Origin of the sequence: Candidatus Nitrosocosmicus oleophilus, from assembly GCF_000802205.1 — an archaeon.
Lineage (GTDB): Archaea > Thermoproteota > Nitrososphaeria > Nitrososphaerales > Nitrososphaeraceae > Nitrosocosmicus > Nitrosocosmicus oleophilus.
Genome location: NZ_CP012850.1, coordinates 2,222,092 through 2,242,224, shown reverse-complemented (window position 1 = coordinate 2,242,224; position 20,133 = coordinate 2,222,092). Strand labels below are relative to the sequence as shown.

Sequence of the window (20,133 nt, the reverse complement as noted above, 5' to 3'; positions counted from 1 at the left end):
TCTAGGTAAGCTTTCTGGTTACCTTCTTATTTTCAACCGCTGCTTTTATGAAATTTTCAAATGCAGGTTCTGGGAACCCCGGTCGGCTATGAAATTCACCATGATACTGGATACCCAGAAAGAATTTGTGACCCGGTATTTCTAGAATTTCGATCCTTTTTCCTGCATCTGATGATCCAGTAAATCTCATTCCGTTACTCTCAATCAGATCTCTATATTCTTGGTTAAATTCATACCTGTGCCTATGACGTTTTTGAACCACATGTTTTCGATATATTTTTGAAGCGATAGAACCAGGTTTAATCTGAATATTGTGAAGGCCCAATCTCATCGTTCCTCCCATCGTTTTGATTTGTTTTTGTTCGGGCATATATAAGACCACTGGGTTGTTAGTCTTTGAATTAATTTCTGTTGAATTTGCATCGGCTAGTTTACATACATTTCTCGCATACTCAACAATTGCAAGTTGAAATCCAAAACAAATCCCCAAAAAAGGAATATCATTTACCCTTGCAAAATTGCACGAATTGATTATGCCTTCGCTACCCCTACTTCCGAATCCTCCCGGAACCAAAATACCATCAAATTTCCTCAAACATTCAAGAAGCTTAGGATTATCGTAAATACCAGATTTGTTGGAACCTGAGAATTCTAATCTTTCAGAATCTATCCAATCTATAATTATTTCCTTTGAGAATTTAGCACCAGAATGTAGTACTGCTTGAGATACACTCACGTAGCTATCTTTCAAATCTACGTATTTGCCTATTATAGCTATTTTCACACTCCCATCGAATTTTAGGAAAGAACTGGCAATCTTATTCCATTTCAGAATTCGTGGGGTCAAGTCCAAATTCAAACTCTTTGAAATTACTTTCGTAATCCCCTGATCGAATAGAATTTTAGGGACAGAATAGATTGAGGGTGCATCATGGCTAGACATGACGCACTCCGTTGGAATACTAGCAAACAGTGAAATTTTTCTAATCGTTTCTCTCGTTAACGGAGTTCTACATCTGACCGCCAATAGGTCAGGCTGGATGCCTATCCTACGCAATTCCTGTACGCTATGTTGGGTAGGCTTTGTTTTTTGTTCTCCTACTGCATCTAGTACTGGAGCCAAGGTTACATGAACAAAGAAGGTATTTGTATATCCATCTTCTAGTTCCATCTGTCTTAACGCTTCTAAAAAAGGTAAGCTTTCTATATCTCCAACTGTTCCGCCACATTCCACTACCATAATTTCTAAATTCTCCTCTAAGGATATCTTTCTCAACTGTTTTTTAATTTCATCTGTTATGTGTGGGATTATTTGCACACACTGGCCAAGGTATTTGCCTTCCCTTTCTAGTCCTATCACATTCGAAAAAATTCGTCCCGCAGTCAAATTGTGGCTTGATTTTAAGCTGGTATTAAGAAAACGTTCGTAGTTTCCTATGTCCATGTCACATTCACCACCATCATCTGTAACGAATACCTCCCCATGAGTGAGTGGATTCATTGTTCCTGCATCATAATTCAGATAAGGATCTATTTTGATGCAAGTCACTTTCAACCCACAAAGTTGTAATAATTTGGCGATAGATGAAGCTACGATTCCTTTCCCTAAGCCAGACATTACTCCCCCAGTTACAAATATAAATTTTGGAGTATTGGTCATAATTGCTTTATAGAAAATGTAGATTGGGTCAATGATAATTAAGTGTTTATTATTATTTCAATCGGAATTAATGTTACTAAAATGAAAAGTTTTATTATGGTATTCTACATATAATAAGTATATCATCATGAATTCTTATGAAAATAATGACAATATTTTTGGCAAAGATAATGACAAAAATGATATTGATAATAAGTTGCCATTTAAAGGGAAAAGTGCCCTAGATGCTTTGCATGAGGATATAGTTAAGGAGAAAGAAAAAAACCTCAGCTTAAAGATTTCAGATATTTATGGTGTGGACTATGAGGAGGCTAACGAAATTCACATAAACTATCATAATTTGAGATTGAAAAAAATGATACAAAAATCTGAAATATTGTCAGGTATGAGTGCATTTATCGATAGCAACCTTGATTTGAAAACTCTGTCCACCCAGGTTGCCTTTGGTGAAATTACTGAAAATACCTGCATTGATATTTTGATTAGTGTAATGAAGAATCAGAAAGAGACTAGAGTAAAAGATAGATACATTAACTTTTATAGTTAGTTAGAAGACTGTAAAGCTATTTCTAACATCTAACTAATCGATTAATATGACAACAAATAATCTTAGATTTCCAGGTTCTAAATCGATCCTAAAAACACTTGTGAAGAACTCTTTTAAAGCTATTGACGACGGGATGTACGAAATTAATGGAGACCGCGAATATAGCAATCACACTTGTCTAAGTTTACGGAATAATATTTTACAATGCAGGCTGAATCCGCTCTTAACTGAGATAAAATATGCATCTCCATCAAATGGAACCTTGGTGGAGTATAATGAGATGAAAGTTGAGGAAATCGCAATGACAATGGAAAGGGCTGGGGCGATCGGTATTTCGATATTAGCTCAACCATACCTGTTTAATGGATCAATAGACAATATTCTAAAAGCTAGAAAGTATGTTACTGTTCCCATTTTAATGAAAGATATAGTGGTAAGTGATGTTCAAATCAAGGCTGCAAAAAAAGCCGGTGCTGATTGTATTTTGTTAATAAAAACAGTCTTTGACAGCAACTTGTCTGAGGGTGGCTTAGAAACATTGTCTGAGTATGCAAGTAAAATCGGACTAGAAGTGATTTTAGAAACCCATGATGAAGTTGAGTTTAATGAAGCTGTAAAGAGTAACAGTAAATCAAAAAGACCCTTTAGCCTAATCGGTATTAATAACAGGAACCTAAATACACTTGAAGTAGATTTGAACACAACGGTTCAGATATTATCTGAAGCTTCCAAAGGCAATAATATTGTGATTTCAGAAAGTGGTATAAAAGACCCAAAGGATATCATCAAGTTAAAGAGTGCAGGAGCAGACGCATTTTTGATTGGGACAACATTAATGGAGAAATTTAAAGAAATGGACCAAAAAATCAAAGAATTAGTCGAGAGTTAGATTAAATCGATAAAGTATTATGTAGCAACTACTTAATTTCATTTCTACATATTTGAAAAGGAATACAGATTTAGGAAAATTTGGAACCTATGGCGGAAGATATGTTCCAGAGACATTGATTCCAGCCTTAGAAGATCTGGATAAATGGTACCAGAGATTGAAAGTGGACAAGTCTTTTCAACGCGAACTAGGAGGGCTATTAACAAACTTCGCAGGCAGATCAACTCCACTTTATTATGCTAATAATTTGACTAAAAGTCTTGGTGGCCCAAGGATTTATTTAAAGAGAGAAGATCTGCTCCATAGCGGAGCTCATAAGATAAATAACACTTTGGGACAGGCTCTAATAGCTAAAAAAATGGGCAAAACCAGGATCATTGCCGAAACTGGGGCTGGTCAACATGGGGTAGCTACTTCAATTGCCTCAGCAGTTTTTGATCTCAAATCAGAAATTTATATGGGCGCAAAGGATGTAGAAAGACAGCAACTTAATGTTTTTAGGATGAATTTATTGAATTCGAAAGTGCACTCCGTACAATCTGGGTCAAAAACATTGAAGGATGCAATAAATGAAGCATTGAGAGATTGGATAGCTAATGTTCAAGATACGCATTATTTGATTGGATCTGTTATGGGACCCCATCCATTTCCTACAATGGTAAGGGATTTTCAAAGTGTCATAGGTAAGGAGATCAAGGAACAAATACGTAAACTAACTGGGAAATTGCCAGATGCAGTGATAGCATGTGTCGGTGGTGGGAGTAACGCTATTGGATCATTTTACCCCTTTATAAACGACAAGAAAGTTAATCTGATAGGTGTAGAAGCTGGAGGAGAGGGCATACGAACTGGTTTCCATGCGGCGACATTGTCAAAGGGAAGAATGGGTATCTTCCACGGAATGAAAAGTTATTTTTTGCAGGATGAAAATGGACAGATTAGCGAGGCGCACAGCATTTCTGCTGGACTTGATTACCCTGGAATCGGCCCTGAGCATGCAAACTTAATGGATACCGCGAGAGCCACTTATCCTCATGTTACCGACAAAGAAGCAGTTAAAGCATTTATGCAATTGTCAAAACTTGAAGGAATAATTCCTGCATTGGAGTCTGCACACGCAGTCGCGTATATCATTAAAAATGCTAAAAATTTCAAGAAGGATGAAACTGTCGTAGTGACCGTATCTGGTAGAGGAGATAAAGATTTGCAAATAGTAAGAGATTATCTCTCAGGATCAGATGCAGGCCTTCAAAGGAACATACAAACTAAAGGAGTCATACATTCTTGAAGGTTGAAAATAACGTTACCCGAACTTTTAATAATTTAAAACAAAAGAATGAGAAGGCATTGATTGGTTATGTTGTGGGAGGTTACCCTACACTGGAGCTTTCTAGGAAAATTATTGAACAATTGATTCGCTCTGGAGTAGATATTATTGAGATAGGAGTGCCATTTTCTGATCCGATGGCAGATGGACCTATGATCCAAGATGCATTTGTGAAGGCTCTCAATTCCGGAGTAACTCCAAAAGACTGCCTAAATTTGGTAAAGTCAATTCGGGAAAAACATAAGGAAACTCCGTTATTGTTGATGACATATTCAAATATACTTTATTCTAACGGATTAGAAAAATTCTTAATCCAGTCTAAAAACTGTGATATAGATGGTTTCATAGTGCCAGATCTGAATTTTGAAGAAGCTGATGATTATCTAAATATTACTACCAAATTGGATCTATCTACGGTTTTCCTGACTTCACCTAACACTAGTATCCAGAGATTAAGGATGATAGCCTCCCTATCCACCGGTTTTGTTTATATGGTATCAGTCTTTGGAATAACGGGATCTAGAAATAAGTTCGAAAAATACACCTTCGATTCTATATCCCGTTCAAAAGGAATTGTTTCCTCGTATGGGAAACATTTAGCAGTAGGCTTTGGGATTAGCACTCCTAAAGATGGACAGAGAATGATAGAGTCTGGTGCAGATGGAATTATTGTTGGGAGCTCGTTAGTTAGCATTATTACCAAAAATGAGCACGATCAAAGTAAGATGCTGTCAGAATTAGACATTTTTGTCAAAGAATTGAAAACTATTTGCAAGGTCTCAAATTGAGAATTATTTTTGAATTGTAACTTTACAATATGAATGAAATTCAACTAAAAAATAGGTTCTTGAATTTTCTAAACCTAAACCCGGGAAACGACTTTTTTGGGAATTCGTCAAAGCACTACGAAAAATATATTGAAATCAAAAATGAAGCTTTAAGTAGAAAATTTGATTTAGTATTGGCAGTATGTAAAACAAAAAATATCAAAAAAAAGGATATTAGGAATAGTATAATTGAGATGGATGATGATTTAAAGAATATTTTTGTTCGATCAACTTTACTAAAGACAATTTCTGAGAGTTACAAAATAAATATTGAAAAAATTGCTCTATTTCCTATAGAAATTAAGTCAGATAAAGATAAGCTTGATGAGAGACTGGCCAATCAAGTAATTGAAGCCATTCTCTCATTTGGTCGATCAATAGTAATCCTAGACAGTAAGCATTCTTCAAAAATAATAAAAAATGGGTTATCAAGGATATTACCTTCGACTTTGATAGGATATTTTGGTGAAACTGATGAATTCGCGGTCATAAATAGACACGACCGGGTGTATTCAGATAGTTTGTTAAACGTGAACAAGATGCATCTGATAAGAACGCTGGAAAAAACAGATTATCAGATTAATGTTACCAAATTGTATAATAATTTAAGGAGAATACAATCGATTCATCAAAGGTTAATTTATAATCAGATATTTCAGAGTGGACAAAATCTCCTAGAAGACGAAGTAATATTCATGAAAGAACTTTCATCATTGAATCTAAAAATTAATGTTAAAAAGGAGATTATCAAGACAATCCAGCAGCATAAGAACTATAAAATTACAGATTTTACAGAGTAGCAGTTACTAAGCCGGTATTATCACTTGCGTAGCCCAAAAAATTCATCCGTATCAAATGAGTCCTTCCAGCTCCAAAGGTAATAGATATTTCAAGATCATCCAGTTTATCCGATGAATCTCTTCCCTCCAATCCTAAAATAACAACGTGGATTGTTTCATGAGCAATTACCCTTTCTATGAGATCTTCGATATTTGTGAAGCTTTTAGCATTGGATAATTCAGAAGTTTTAGAGACTACAAACATCAGCGAGTAACCCATTTCCTCATTGGATTCAGCAATCGGATTATCGTATGTACAATATTCTTGAGAATCATCATATGAACAGGCCAGGGTGAAATCCACTATTCCCACATCTTATCAGCAACAATTCTGAGAAAAAAACATTTCATTTGTTAGCAAATAGGTATGGAATATATCAAACTAAATATTCTAGTTAGTAAATATGCGAATATTACAGTTACATGTAGATTTTGTAGAATATTTGCCTGTCAAAAAGGAGATAGATGATGCTGAACCTTTGTTAAAGAATGAGAAAGAGCGCATTGAAGATACCGTCGTCATACTAACATCTATAGAACATGGAGACGATGAAACTCTAATAGAAGACTTTATAAAGGAAACTTTAGATTACCTTAAGAAAATCAAATGTAACTCTGTTCTAATTTATCCATATGCACATCTTAGTTCTAGTCTAGAGGCCCCAAAGAGTGCATTTAAACTAATGATCCAACTAGAAAATGCTTTAAGGGCAAGTACCGATACAATTGTGGTTAAAAGAGCTCCCTTTGGATGGACAAAGGAACTAGGGATAAAGGTAAAAGGACATCCATTGGCGGAAAATTCAAGAGCTATTGTAAAAAAAAGTACTGAGAGACAGCCAGGAGCTTTGATTGAAGTTGTTTCTTCAAAATCAGACGCAATTGAAAATGAAGGCTCAATTTCCAATGCTTTGACTGTTGAGAAAGATCTAAAATCGAATTGGTATGTGCTAACTGTCGAAGGGACTTTGATCCCTTACGATGATTACAAGTTCAAGAAATCTGAAACAAATCTAGAGAATTTGTTCAAATATGAAATACTTCGAAAAAGGACGGTGGAAGACCAACCCCCACATGTAAAGCTAATGCGAAAATTAGGTATAGCCGATTATGAACCTGCATCTGATTCTGGAAACATGCGATTTTATCCAAAAGGCCGGCTGATAAAATCGTTACTAGAACAATTTGTAACCAAGAAAGTTTCGCAGTATGGGGGACTGGAAGTAGAAACACCCATCATGTATGATTCTCACCATCCATCGATGGAGAGTTACTTCAATCGCTTTCCTGCAAGACAGTACAATATTAAATCTGATCAGAAAGATTTGTTTTTAAGATTTGCCGCCTGTTTTGGCCAGTTCCTAATGACCAAAGATTTTCAAATATCATACAAGAATTTACCACTCAAACTTTACGAGCTGACCAGATATAGTTTCAGGAGAGAAAAGAGCGGCGAATTGGTCGGATTACGGCGATTGCGTGCTTTTAGTATGCCTGATTGTCATGCATTTTGTCAAGATATTGAGCAAGCAAAAATCGAATTTTTGAAACGACTTGATCTATCAGTTTCAGTAATGGAAGAAATTGGAATCACTCCTGAAAAGGATTTAGAAATGGCCATAAGATTTACTAAAGAATTCTATACCAATAACAAAGAGTTTGTTCAAAATTTGGTATCAAAGATTGGTAAACCAGTTCTCGTAGAAATGTGGGACGATAGATTCTTTTATTTTGTCCTAAAATGGGAGTTTAATTTTCTAGATAACTCTGGCAAGGCATCTGCGCTGGCTACAGATCAAATTGATATTGAAAATGGGGAACGATATGGCATTACCTTCATAGATGAGTCTGGTAATAAGAAAAATCCCATAATTTTACATAACTCACCTAGCGGGGCGATTGAGCGCGTCATTTTTGCTTTGCTTGAAAAATCTGCCAAAATGATGAAGGAAGGTAAAACACCATATTTACCAATTTGGCTAATGAATACCCAAGTAAGAATAATTCCTGTTAGGGATGAATTTATCCCTAAATGTGTTGAACTGTTAGAGCAACTGAAAACTAATTCTATCCGCGCCGACATTGATGATAGGGAGGATACCCTATCCAAAAAGATTAGAGAGACCGAAACTGAATGGATTCATTATACACTAATAATCGGCGAGAAGGAAGTTGCCACTAATTCTATTTCAGTTCGAGATAGGTTAAAAAAATCAAGCTATCCTACAAGCATAGATGAATTGATAAATTTAATCAAAGAACCCATGAAGGGCAAGCCTAACCTTCCTATCAATTTACCTGAGTACCTCTCAAAGAGACCAAGAATTGCTTCTTAGGGTGTTGGTTTAAACAAAAAGAGAGTATTTATTGATTGGCCATGTATGGTCTAGACAAAATCCTAAGTAGAGTTTGGGTAGCCAAAGCTCCTTCTCTATAATCATTGTTTTTTAATCCTGTTTCAACAAAATCCAGCCCAACCAATCTTGCTGTATCGCTTATACTGTTGACAATGTCTAATATTTGGAACGGATTTAATCCAAATGGTTCTGGTGTGCCTGTGCAAGGTAAATAGGATATATCATAAACATCGATATCAAATGAAATATAAATATCCCGATTATAAGTATGCGATTTTAACCACTGTGAAACCTTCTCTAGGGAACTGTGGCAATTCCATGCGTCAAAAGTAGTAACACCGTTGTCGAATGCGAATTTATTCTCTTCCCTATCTCCTTGCCTTATACCAATTTGGATCAAATCATTCCCTCTAAGATAACCTTCCCTAATCAGATGATAAAATGGAGTTGTATGACACATTGACATACCCTGGTAGATCGATTTCATATCACGATGAGCGTCAAAATGGATCAGTAAAGGATGATTTTTAGAAAGCTCCTTATAAATGGAATATGTAATCGTGTGTTCGCCTCCTAGGATAACAGGTATTTTGTTTGAATCTACTAATGTTCTCAACACTGACGACAACTTGTTGTCAAAGTCTATCCAAAATTTGTCAATTTCATAAATATCGATTATCTTATCCTCTCTAGGTTTCACAAAATTAACATCCCCAATATCATAAATCAATGCCTTTTCATAAATCTCAATATTCTCTTCAAAAACAAGTGTTTCGATTTGTTTTGCTGAAGCGATTCGAATTGCTTCGGGCCCAAAAGAGGTAGTTTTTCCAAATGTGGTTGTAATGTCTGTAGGGATTCCAACGATACATATTTTTGAGTTTTCAAAAGTAATAGGAATAGGAATATCACAAAAAGTATGTCCTGCGGCTGTGTTCTCTGGAGGTGTAAATAAGCTTTCCAAATAAGAGATTTTATCCATGTTTATTCTATTATAATCAAAGAATTATTTTGAAGGATATTTAAGTCCAAAACAGTTCATCAAGGTTGGATTGCCTGGGTTTTCCAATTATAGATTTAAAATTCAAGTTTAGTGATGACAAGATTTGATCAAAGGTAGACTCCATCGTATCAAGATATTTCTCAGTATCTATGTCCATTTTGTTGGCCAATTCAACTGGTTTTACTCCTTCAATAGTTCTTGTTTTAACGTAAGAAATGATGTCTCCAGCTTTGAGTTGTCGTCCTAGTTCTACAAGTTGTTTTGCTGCCTTTATATGCTGAGGGATTCCCTTTATGTTTTCCATACTTTTATCTTTACCATCTAAAGAAATGGCGCGGTGGTTTTTATTTCCTTGAAATTTGATCCCGTATTTTTCTGGAGACTTATTTATCATCACATTAAAACTTAAATCTGGTAAAGGAATGTTTTTCTTCTCAAGGTCTTCTGCAAGGGAATGCACTATTTTTTTTATTCTTGTTTTAGCATTAGCAAAATCTTTCTCTGTGAAAATATCTTTTAGCACATTTAATATCTCGTAAAATGCGTTTCTAATAAACGGAGGAGTATGAGACTTTTTTCCAGTTAGCCCCTTGACATCGACAGTACCATCTTCAAGTACGCCCAAATAATTTTTCTTTAGATCACTAAAAACTACATACCTATAGCGCTTATCAATTTCTAAATCAACCCCTAGTTCTGATTTAGCCCAATTAGATATAGTATTCAAGCTATCAGGACTTGGATTTTTCAGAAATAGCGAGTCGGTATCCCCATATATTACCTTGATTTGATTTTCATCGCATTTGTTGATCGTTCTGGTCGTCGTTGTTCTACCGATGGCGGCAGTAGCCTCTGCGACAGGCAGGCAGTAGAGTGGAAATATCTCGGCTCCCATTACTCCATATGTGGCATTCAAAATTACCTTAATTGCCTGACTTACAACGCCATAAAGCTGTTTGTCATCTTTGCCTAGGCTAGGGTCTTTAGACAAATGCTTATAATAATTTACACGTAAATCTCGTAACGTTCCAATTAATATTGAAGTCATACCCCTTTTTTTTCTACAAATCCAATGGGTAGTTCCTTCGATATGATTTAACTGATTATCTTTGCACTCCTTGTGAGGACAATTCACGGTTTCATATGACAAATTGTGTACCTTGATTATGCTAGGATACAAACTTGCAAAATCTACCACAACTACATTAAAGTGGATTCCAAGTTCAGGTTCAACGACCAATCCACCCCGATATTTTTTCTCTTTAATTATTGCAGTAGTTGATGAAGATCCTTTTTGAAGTAACTCATCTCTTCTAGGTATAAGAATATTCTGTTGTCGATGCTCAAAAAACATCAAGGAACGAATCCATTGATTGACTCCGAATCTTGTAATATCCTCAATAGACATTCTCGAGATTCTCGAAATTATTATTATTAGTTTCATGAGCAAGCTGTCGTTAAACGAGCTCAACCTGTAAGTTAGATCAGCATCTTTAAGACAATATTCTGCTAGTTTTTCTAAAGAAAGATCGCTAATGCTTCCCTCAAATTCAATTTTTGTGTCCTCCAATAGTGCCTCACATATGGCTCTCAAAGTGAATTCAGAGTATTTATGGCTAAAAGCATAGTTTTGCACGGATTTATTCTGAAATGTCCTAAATAGATCGATATGAATTCCTGATTTAATGGTGACTGGGTCTGCCTGTATTCCTCTTTTTATGAATGACTCTCTTTTTACAAGTATGGGTACCTGATCTTTATCTATTGATTTTCCTTCTACAGGATCAATCGCGGGATCCTGAGATCTTGCATATAAATAAGGCAAGTCGAAATCATCACCGTTGTATGTTAGCACGACTGGATACTTCCCCAACACATCGAAAGCTAACAATAGCATCTCCTTTTCTGAATTACAAAGCACTATACTTGGGTCTAATGTTTTGGAATCTATGTTCTCATCTCTTTTGAGAACATAAACTTTCTTAAACCCATCAGATGATGATAGGCCAATAGCCGTTATTAATCGATCATGGTCTCGTGCAGTGGGCATTCTTCCCTCTTCAGAATCAACTTCTATGTCTATAGCAATTCTCTTTATGTCAGGTATAGGCTGATTCAACAATCGAGACCATTTCAGCAAAAACTTGTCATACTCATTGCTATTGAAATTATTCTGGAATTTGTTAGAGGTAAACAGGTTCTCTAAATATTGATTTACCTTTTTTGGTATTGGGAATTCATGAAATATCAGGTTGTTGCCTATTCTTTTATAAAAAGCCCCTGGAATTAGACCTAAATCATAGAGATAGCTCTCATGATACTTTATGTCTGCTTCCCAAGAAGTAACTTTCTCCCTAAAACTAGTATCCGTACCCCCAATTGACAATGGGTCAGGTGCCAATATTTTGAGTATCTCTATTTCTTCATCTACAATATCATCCACTTTTTTCACTTGTTGAATTTGGAATTTAGTTGGATCCTGTTCCACTGCACTCTTTGCTTCACCTTCAAATTTTTTTTTGACAAAACAATATGGTTGATGTTTTTTTGAAGTAGAATTTCCTATAAAATACTCGCTCCAAAAATAAATTTGTGAGTCAGAAGGATTATAAAACTTGAGGAAAACAGATTTTTTTTCCCCGACATAAAAAGATGAAAGTAGCAAGGACGGTATATCCTCAGGTAGTTTTTTTAAATAATATTCATCTTTCTTCTCTGATGTCAAATTTACTTGCTGCACTATTGTTTATTTTATTCTTCCTTTTAAAAATTAATTAGTTTGGTATAGATTTAGCAAGTCTGGTATGTTACAGTAATATGTAAAGGGTTATCATACTCTGATTGATGTAATTAAGAATTAGTCCCGATTAATAAGATATTCTCAAACATTTCGAGAGGATAAATCAGACGTCTATGACGAATCCAGATCTTTAGGCGATTACCTTACTCACATATACATTTTCAATAACAGTGAGGTTCCACTGTTAAATCTGATTCGTGTTTTTTACAAGTTATACTAAATGAAGACTACGTTAAACCGTACACTTTGGTTTTTAATTATAATCGTCCCTGATATATGTAGATGGTGTGCAGTTGTTAGGCCAATCGTTTTTTATGTAATTTCATAGGGATTGGGATTAGGATTGAACTGTATGGTGGAAATATTTTTGATATTTTTTGTAACCCTAAAGTTAATATTATCATTTAACTAAACACTTGTGAACGCATCCAAGACAAAAGGCGGCGTCGGTAATGAAGTTGGCTAATGCCACAATGTGATTTACAGACCTCCAGGTGCGCTCTTTACAATAATCATAGAATCATGAGTATTTCGGTATGAGATCGAGCCTATATGGATCGAACATTAAAATACATGTAAATAGATTCATCACAACGTATTGGAGATTCGATCAAAAAAATCAGTGCTGACCTGATAGATTGAATCTGACATGGGAATGATCAGATAGATGATATCGAAGTATAGATCACTATAATGCTATTATAATTGCATTAAAGATGATCCTATAGAACAAATCTAGCTAATGTGTGATTTATTTATTTGTACTAAAAAACAACATACAAATCTAGTTTTTCGATCGTACTCTTTCTCTTTATTGTAATCAAATCAAATTGATATACAATAAAGAAAGAAACTCAATAAACGTCCTTTCAATTTTTTAACTTAACTTTTCTTTGCTATTTCTCCTATCCTAATAAGATAGAAGAACAAGAATAGAGGAGGAGAAAGGAAAGGAAAGGAAAAGTTAGGAAAAAAAGAAATGAAATGGACGATAAAAGTTCAACCGACGATTTATAATAAAGTAAATAATAATTCTACAGCCATTATTTACTTTATTTGACTCCGGTTGATCCTGCCGGACCCGACTGCTATCAGAGTGGGACTAAGCCATGCGAGTCAACATAGCAATATGTGGCATACGGCTCAGTAACACGTAGTCAACATGCCCAGGGGACGTGGATAACCTCGGGAAACTGAGGATAAACCGCGATAGGTCATCACTTCTGGAATGGGTAATGACTTAAATCTATATGGCCCCTGGATTGGACTGCGGCCGATCAGGCTGTTGGTGAGGTAATGGCCCACCAAACCTGTAACCGGTACGGGCTCTGAGAGGAGGAGCCCGGAGATGGGCACTGAGACAAGGGCCCAGGCCCTATGGGGCGCAGCAGGCGCGAAACCTCTGCAATAGGCGAAAGCTTGACAGGGTTACTCTGAGTGATTTCCGTTAAGGAGATCTTTTGGCACCTCTAAAAATGGTGCAGAATAAGGGGTGGGCAAGTCTGGTGTCAGCCGCCGCGGTAATACCAGCACCCCGAGTGGTCGGGACGTTTATTGGGCCTAAAGCATCCGTAGCCGGTTCTACAAGTCTTCCGTTAAATCCACCTGCTTAACAGATGGGCTGCGGAAGATACTATAGAGCTAGGAGGCGGGAGAGGCAAGCGGTACTCGATGGGTAGGGGTAAAATCCGTTGATCCATTGAAGACCACCAGTGGCGAAGGCGGCTTGCCAGAACGCGCTCGACGGTGAGGGATGAAAGCTGGGGGAGCAAACCGGATTAGATACCCGGGTAGTCCCAGCTGTAAACGATGCAGACTCGGTGATGAGTTGGCTTATTGCTAACTCAGTGCCGCAGGGAAGCCGTTAAGTTTGCCGCCTGGGGAGTACGGTCGCAAGACTGAAACTTAAAGGAATTGGCGGGGGAGCACCACAAGGGGTGAAGCCTGCGGTTCAATTGGAGTCAACGCCGGAAATCTTACCGGGGGCGACAGCAGAGTGAAGGTCAAGCTGAAGACTTTACCAGACAAGCTGAGAGGAGGTGCATGGCCGTCGCCAGCTCGTGCCGTGAGGTGTCCTGTTAAGTCAGGTAACGAGCGAGATCCCTGCCTCTAGTTGCTACCATTATTCTCAGGAGTAGTGGAGCTAATTAGAGGGACCGCCGTCGCTGAGACGGAGGAAGGTGGGGGCTACGGCAGGTCAGTATGCCCCGAAACCCTCGGGCCACACGCGGGCTGCAATGGTAAGGACAATGAGTTTCGATTCCGAAAGGAGGAGGCAATCTCTAAACCTTACCACAGTTATGATTGAGGGCTGAAACTCGCCCTCATGAATATGGAATCCCTAGTAACCGCGTGTCACTATCGCGCGGTGAATACGTCCCTGCTCCTTGCACACACCGCCCGTCGCTTCATCGAAGTTGGTTCTTGGCGAGGTGGTGCCTAATTGGTACTATCGAACCTGGGGTCAGCAACGAGGGAGAAGTCGTAACAAGGTGGCCGTAGGGGAACCTGCGGCCGGATCACCTCCTTAGTTATTATATTGTAGTAGTGGTAGTGGGTTAGAAGGGGCCTAGTGCTCTTTCTAATCTGCGAGACTTTACAATAAAATTATACTAATAAAATAAAATCCCTAAATCTATCATATTATCATAATCATCATCTTCATCTTAATACATGAATGATGTAAGATAAAAAAGAGAGGGAGTGCAATCAAATCAATCTGATCAATCAATTCCTTCATTTTTCATTCATACGGTTCGAAAAACTGACTAGTATGTTGTATTTAGTATAAAAAATATTCATAGTTGCTGGACAGTTCTATTGGCGTAGTCTGTGTAAATATTATAATACATACCATAAAAACAATCTAAAATCATCTATCTGATCATTCCAAACAAAATCAGCATATGTAGTATCGGATGCAATTCTTTGTCTCATAAAAAAATGAGGAGTAGAAGATAAAGAATGAAGTTGATGTAGTAAACGTTGTTTACAATGATCATCATGTAAAGGAAAACTCCGTCAAATTATCGATTACATATAGTTGAAGAAATAACAACAATAACTATTCGCGTAATAATGGAATAGTGAATTGTAGTAAAATATTATGTGTAACTGGTTGTAGTGCAAACAGAGATTAATATATAAACATACATACGAAATACCAAATACCGACCAAATCAAATCAAATCAAATCAAATTAGACTTTTCTACCACAAGTGGAACTAACTAACTAACTAACTAAAAGACTAGACTAGATAACTAATCTAATAACTAGATCCAAAGGACAAAGAAAGAAAGAAACTCCAACAAAAAATAAAAAATAGAAAGTAAGTAAGTAAATTTATTTATTTATTTATAACTACTGGACTGGTGCAAAGACGCCGATTGGTGGATGACTCGGCTTGATAAGCGATGAAGGACGTGGCAAGCTGCGATAAGCCTGGGTTAGGTGCATGCGACCGACGACCCCGGGATTTCCGAATGAGGTCTCTCTATACACTCCCATGCTTTAGCTAGGGAGAGCAAACCGTCCGAAGTGAAGCATCTGAGTAGGACGAGGAAGAGAAATCAATTGAGATTCCGTTAGTAGCGGCGAGCGAAAGCGGAACAGCCCAAACTGAATCTGTTATGGTAACATGATAGAGATGTGGTGTTACGGATATGGCGTATAGGATCCTGTAATCGAAGCTAAAGTGTACTGGAAAGTACCGGAATAGAGGGTGATACCCCCGTAGGCGAATGAGAGCAGGATTCTGTCATATTCAGAGTAACTGGCCTTGGCAGTGGCCAGTGAAGATGGGTGAAAGTAGCATCCAAGGCTAAATATTCATCAAGACCGATAGAATACTAGTACCGTGAGGGAAAGTTGAAAAGTACCCCGGAAGGGGGGTTAAAAGCGCCTGAAACCAATCGGTTACAGACGTGTATGGCTCGAAAGGATTTCTAGAGTCATACGTTCCGTCTAGAAACACGGGCCAGGGAGATTGCTGTCATGGCAAGCTTAACCTTTAACAGAGGGAAGGCGAAGGGAAACCGAATTTGCGCATTTTTTCATTTGAAAAAAGAGGCAATGGATCTGAAAGGGTCTTGAGTCATGGCAGTAAGGCTAGAAACCGGACGATCTAGTCCTGGATAAGACGAAGGTGAGCGAAAGCTCGCTGGAGGTCTGCAAGGGTCCTGACGTGCAAATCGGTCCCCTGATCTGGGATTAGGGGTCAAAAACCAATCTAGTCCGGTGATCGCTAGTTCCCACCGAAGTGGATCGCAGTCCTGCCTTAGCTGAGATTGCTTGTACTGTAGAGCACCGATCGGGCGGTAAGGGCTCGAAAGAGCTCGCCATCCATTCGAACTCCGAATGTGCAAGCGTCGTAGAAGCTAGGAGGCGGGTTTATGTGGGGTAAGCCTCATAACCGAGAGGGGGACAACCCAGACTAAAGTTAAGGTCCCCAAATGTCTACTAAGTGTCAAACCAAAGGGTGTTTTCGAGCAAAGACAGCAGGAAGGTAGGCTCAGAAGCAGCCATCCTTCAAAGAGTGCGTAACAGCTCACCTGCCGAGCTCGAAAGCCCCGAAAATGTACGGGGCTCAAGTAGACTACCGATACTTTAGACCACCGACGATGTCGGTGCGTGGTAGGTGGGCGTAGTGTTTGGGTAGAAGCTGGGCTGTAAAGTCCAGTGGACCGAACTACTAGTGCAGATCCTGGTGGTAGTAACAGCATAGCCGAGTGAGAATCTCGGCGACCGCATGGGCAAGGGTTTCCCGGCAATGCGTCATCAGCCGGGAGTTAGCCGGTCCTAAAAACAACCTCAACAGAATTGTTTGAATGGGAAACTGGTTAATATTCCAGTGCCTTGAAAGTTCGTTATTACCTCTTCTGTCGCTTCCGGATAGGGTAAGCAGAACCGTCGTTCTGTCTAAGTATTCTAGCTTTGAGGAGTGCCGTAATGGCGAGAATTAAAGCGAGATACCAATGGCCTTCTGCAAGGAGGGTTTACTTGATTCCAGGAGACAATGAAAGCAGAAATAGGAAGATACTTTCAAGACCGTACCGAGATCCGACACTGGTGCCCTGGATGAGAAGTCTAAGGTCTATCGGGTATACCGTATGGCAAGGGAACTCGGCAAAATAGCTCCGTACCTATGGTATAAGGAGTGCCTGCAGTTTTTACGAGGAGTAGGGACTGCAGGTCGCAGTGACTAGGGGGTCCCGACTGTTTAATAAAAACACAGGTGGTCGCTAGTCCGAAAGGATGTGTATGGCCTCTGTATCCTGGCCAGTGGCGGTACCTAAAACCTGGGTTCAACTGGGCTAAGGGCCGCTAAACGCCGGGAGTAACTCTGACTCTCTTAAGGTAGCCAAATGCCTTGTCGGGTAAGTTCCGACGTGCATGAATGGAACAACGAGGGCCCCGCTGTCCCTGCCTACAACCCGGTGAAGCCACATAACGGGGACGAACAGTCCCCGAACCTCTGTCGGGGAGAGAAGACCCTGTGGAGCTTTACTGCAGCCTGTTGTTGCGATATGGTGTCAAATGCAGAGAGTAGCTGGGAGCCGTTATGGTCAGTTCTCCGGGACTGATTTAGGCAAAAGTGTAACACCAGCCATTTGTTACCGTATCGCTAACCTGTTTAACAGGGACATCGGCAGGTGGGCAGTTCGGCTGGGGCGGCACCCCCTTGAAAATGTATCGAGGGGGCCCAAAGATTGGCTCAGGCGGGACAGAACTCCGCCGGTGAGGGCAAAGCCAAAAGCCAGTCTGACTGGATTCCCAATGATACGGGATTCAGAGGCGAAAGCCGGGCTTAGCGATCCATCATGTCCTCACTATTGGGGGCTGGTGGTGACAGAAAAGTTACCCTAGGGATAACAGGCTCGTCGCGGGCGAGAGCTCCCATCGACCCCGCGGTTTGGTACCTCGATGTCGGCTCTTCCCATCCTGGTTCTGCAGCAGGAGCCAAGGGTGGGGCTGCTCGCCCATTAAAGGGGAACGTGAGCTGGGTTTAGACCGTCGTGAGACAGGTCGGTCTCTGCCTGACAGGGGCGTGGTTGTCTGAGGGGAAGTTGCCCCTAGTACGAGAGGAACAGGGCAGCGCAGCCTCTGGTTTATCAGTTGTCCGACAGGGCAAGCTGAGCAGCTAAGCTGTTTAGGATAACTCCTGAAAGCATCTAAGGAGGAAGCCTTTCCCGAGAAAAGACAACCTTCCGTAAGGAGGAGGGCGGCCATAGAAGATGGCGTTGATGGAATGGAGGTGTAATTATCAAGCCTTCGGGCGAGATATTCAGCCTGCCATCACCAATAGCCCAACGCACCTGATCTGTAATTAAAAAATTACAACCGACAAGTAAGTATGTGGATATATGTGTAAGTGTATATAGATAGCTAACTAGTAAGTAGGAAGGTATCTGAGTATCTGAGTATGTATGCAAATACATGTTTTATCTTCTTCTTGATTGCACTGCATCATCATCATCATCACTACTACAGTAATGTAGCGTGAACCAAAAGCACAAAAATATGAACTACATTTCTATTTCATGCGTAAAGAATAGCTATTAGTATGAATTTCTAAAATTATACAGAAAATGATTTGATGGAGTCTTATCCTGTATTTTCCTTATAAAAAATAATATTTCTATTAAAAATTATGTATATTAAACATAACAAATATACAACATTATTCAACAATTGAGCCTGGTATTCAATCAACACAAAAAAAGTAATCAAACTATGGATTTTATTAAAATCCTAGGTTACAATATAAGATATATTAAGTTTGATCGTCCAGAATCAAAGAAAACTATTGTATTGTTGCATGGGTTAGGCGCCTCTGCAGAAAGATGGTCTGAATTGTGGCCTTTACTTACAAAATACAATGTAGTAATTCCTGATCTTATAGGATTTGGATATAGTGAAAAACCCTTAATAGAATATACAGTTGAATTTTTTATTAGATCCCTAGAGGAATTCTTTAAGGAAATGCAAATTCATAAACCCATAATAATCGGCTCGTCATTTGGGGGGCAGTTAGCTCTCGAGTACAGTTTAACTCATAAAGATTTCTTTGAAAAAATCATACTTGTATCTCCTGCCGGGACATTGGAAAAGCCAACATATGTTCTTAGTCAGTATATTTTTTCGGGTTTATATCCAACGACTGAGAATGTCCACAGGGCGTTTGAGATGATGGCTAATAACAAAGAATATGTCGTCGATTTAGCAACAGTTAAAGATTATGTAAATAGAATGAGACTTCCCAACGCCAAATATTCACTCATTTCCACTTTGCTAGCAATGCGCAAAGATCAATCTTTACGAAAAAGATTGGCGGAAATAGATATCCCCACGTTGGTCATCTGGGGAAGAAATGATACTACCATACCAGTAGAAAATATAGAATATTTTAAGCAAATGCCGAATGGGAAAACATTGATAATGGAGGAATGCGGTCACACGCCGTATGTAGAAAAGCCATTTGAATTTTATGAAATAATTGAAAAATTTATAGACTCTTGAACTTTTTTTATAAAACCTTTACAACATTAAAATATTGATAAGATATCTAAATTTCTATGAGTAATGAAAATGAAAATGGCGATAAGCCTACTGACTTAAAAAAGACTATTGAAAAAACTGCAGAATTTCAACAAGACCTAGTAAGACAGTTTTCAAATTTTCAATATAACGCTTTCCAAAACATGTTCTCTTCGCTTCAAGGCTTTACTAATTATAATGCCATGTTTAAGACAAACGTCCAGAGTGGTGGCAGAATATCAATTCCAGAAGCAGAGCGACAAGCCTTAGGCATTGAAGAAGGTGATCTCGTGCAAGTAATTATCATACCTCTGGCTCGCAAACAAAAGAATTCACAAAAGAGCTAA

Annotated in this window: 12 protein-coding genes and 2 rRNA genes; 10 read left to right on the top strand and 4 right to left on the bottom strand. The window is 38.6% G+C overall.

What is annotated here, in order from left to right:
- Position 1: 1 nt before the first annotated feature.
- Positions 2-1,660 carry a CTP synthase gene (locus tag NMY3_RS10920; RefSeq protein ID WP_196815888.1) on the bottom strand — a complete coding sequence of 553 codons (1,659 nt, stop codon included), beginning with the start codon at positions 1,658-1,660 and terminating at the stop codon, positions 2-4.
- A 127-nt stretch (positions 1,661-1,787) separates the two neighbouring features.
- Here NMY3_RS10920 and NMY3_RS10915 point away from each other — a divergent pair, with 127 nt between their 5' ends.
- From NMY3_RS10915 to NMY3_RS10895, 5 genes are read left to right on the top strand one after another with little or no spacing between them, the layout of a single operon-like run.
- A complete protein-coding gene (locus NMY3_RS10915; RefSeq protein WP_196815887.1) occupies positions 1,788-2,207 on the top strand; it encodes a hypothetical protein in 420 nt (139 codons plus the stop codon).
- Positions 2,208-2,253: 46 nt separating this feature from the next.
- On the top strand, positions 2,254-3,096 hold the full coding sequence (locus NMY3_RS10910) for an indole-3-glycerol-phosphate synthase (protein ID WP_196815886.1): 843 nt from the start codon (positions 2,254-2,256) through the stop codon (positions 3,094-3,096).
- 52 nt (positions 3,097-3,148) lie between these two features.
- Complete coding sequence (gene trpB / locus NMY3_RS10905) at positions 3,149-4,384, top strand: tryptophan synthase subunit beta (protein WP_196815885.1); 1,236 nt, start codon at positions 3,149-3,151, stop codon at positions 4,382-4,384.
- Complete coding sequence (gene trpA / locus NMY3_RS10900; protein WP_196815884.1) at positions 4,381-5,211, top strand: tryptophan synthase subunit alpha; 831 nt, start codon at positions 4,381-4,383, stop codon at positions 5,209-5,211. The genes trpB and trpA overlap by 4 nt, the downstream gene beginning before the upstream one ends.
- 29 nt (positions 5,212-5,240) lie before the next feature.
- Entirely contained in the window at positions 5,241-6,050 is an 810-nt protein-coding gene (locus tag NMY3_RS10895) for a hypothetical protein (protein WP_196815883.1), read from the top strand.
- Here NMY3_RS10895 and NMY3_RS10890 read toward each other — a convergent pair.
- Positions 6,040-6,393 carry a hypothetical protein gene (locus tag NMY3_RS10890; protein WP_196815882.1) on the bottom strand — a complete coding sequence of 118 codons (354 nt, stop codon included), beginning with the start codon at positions 6,391-6,393 and terminating at the stop codon, positions 6,040-6,042. The genes NMY3_RS10895 and NMY3_RS10890 overlap by 11 nt on opposite strands.
- Before the next feature lie 100 nt (positions 6,394-6,493).
- Between NMY3_RS10890 and NMY3_RS10885 the strand changes: the two genes are divergently transcribed.
- Positions 6,494-8,425, top strand: a complete 1,932-nt coding sequence (locus NMY3_RS10885) for a threonine--tRNA ligase (RefSeq protein WP_196815881.1) — start codon at positions 6,494-6,496, stop codon at positions 8,423-8,425.
- Positions 8,426-8,453: 28 nt separating this feature from the next.
- On the opposite strand, the gene NMY3_RS10880 is transcribed toward NMY3_RS10885, so the two are convergent.
- Both NMY3_RS10880 and NMY3_RS10875 read right to left on the bottom strand, forming a co-directional pair.
- The gene (locus NMY3_RS10880; protein WP_196815880.1) at positions 8,454-9,428 is read right to left on the bottom strand and encodes an arginase family protein; all 975 of its coding nucleotides are present in this window, start codon (positions 9,426-9,428) and stop codon (positions 8,454-8,456) included.
- A 40-nt stretch (positions 9,429-9,468) separates the two neighbouring features.
- Positions 9,469-12,189 carry a DNA-directed DNA polymerase I gene (locus NMY3_RS10875; RefSeq protein ID WP_196815879.1) on the bottom strand — a complete coding sequence of 907 codons (2,721 nt, stop codon included), beginning with the start codon at positions 12,187-12,189 and terminating at the stop codon, positions 9,469-9,471.
- A 1,119-nt stretch (positions 12,190-13,308) separates the two neighbouring features.
- On the opposite strand from NMY3_RS10875, the gene NMY3_RS10870 reads away from it, so the two are divergent.
- From NMY3_RS10870 to NMY3_RS10855, 4 genes are all read left to right on the top strand, one after another.
- A 16S ribosomal RNA gene (locus NMY3_RS10870) occupies positions 13,309-14,777 on the top strand.
- Between the two features lie 838 nt (positions 14,778-15,615).
- A 23S ribosomal RNA gene (locus NMY3_RS10865) occupies positions 15,616-18,570 on the top strand.
- Together the 16S and 23S rRNA genes form the textbook arrangement of a ribosomal RNA operon.
- Before the next feature lie 412 nt (positions 18,571-18,982).
- Positions 18,983-19,768, top strand: a complete 786-nt coding sequence (locus tag NMY3_RS10860) for an alpha/beta fold hydrolase (RefSeq protein ID WP_196815878.1) — start codon at positions 18,983-18,985, stop codon at positions 19,766-19,768.
- Between the two features lie 56 nt (positions 19,769-19,824).
- Positions 19,825-20,133 carry an AbrB/MazE/SpoVT family DNA-binding domain-containing protein gene (locus NMY3_RS10855; RefSeq protein WP_196815877.1) on the top strand — a complete coding sequence of 103 codons (309 nt, stop codon included), beginning with the start codon at positions 19,825-19,827 and terminating at the stop codon, positions 20,131-20,133.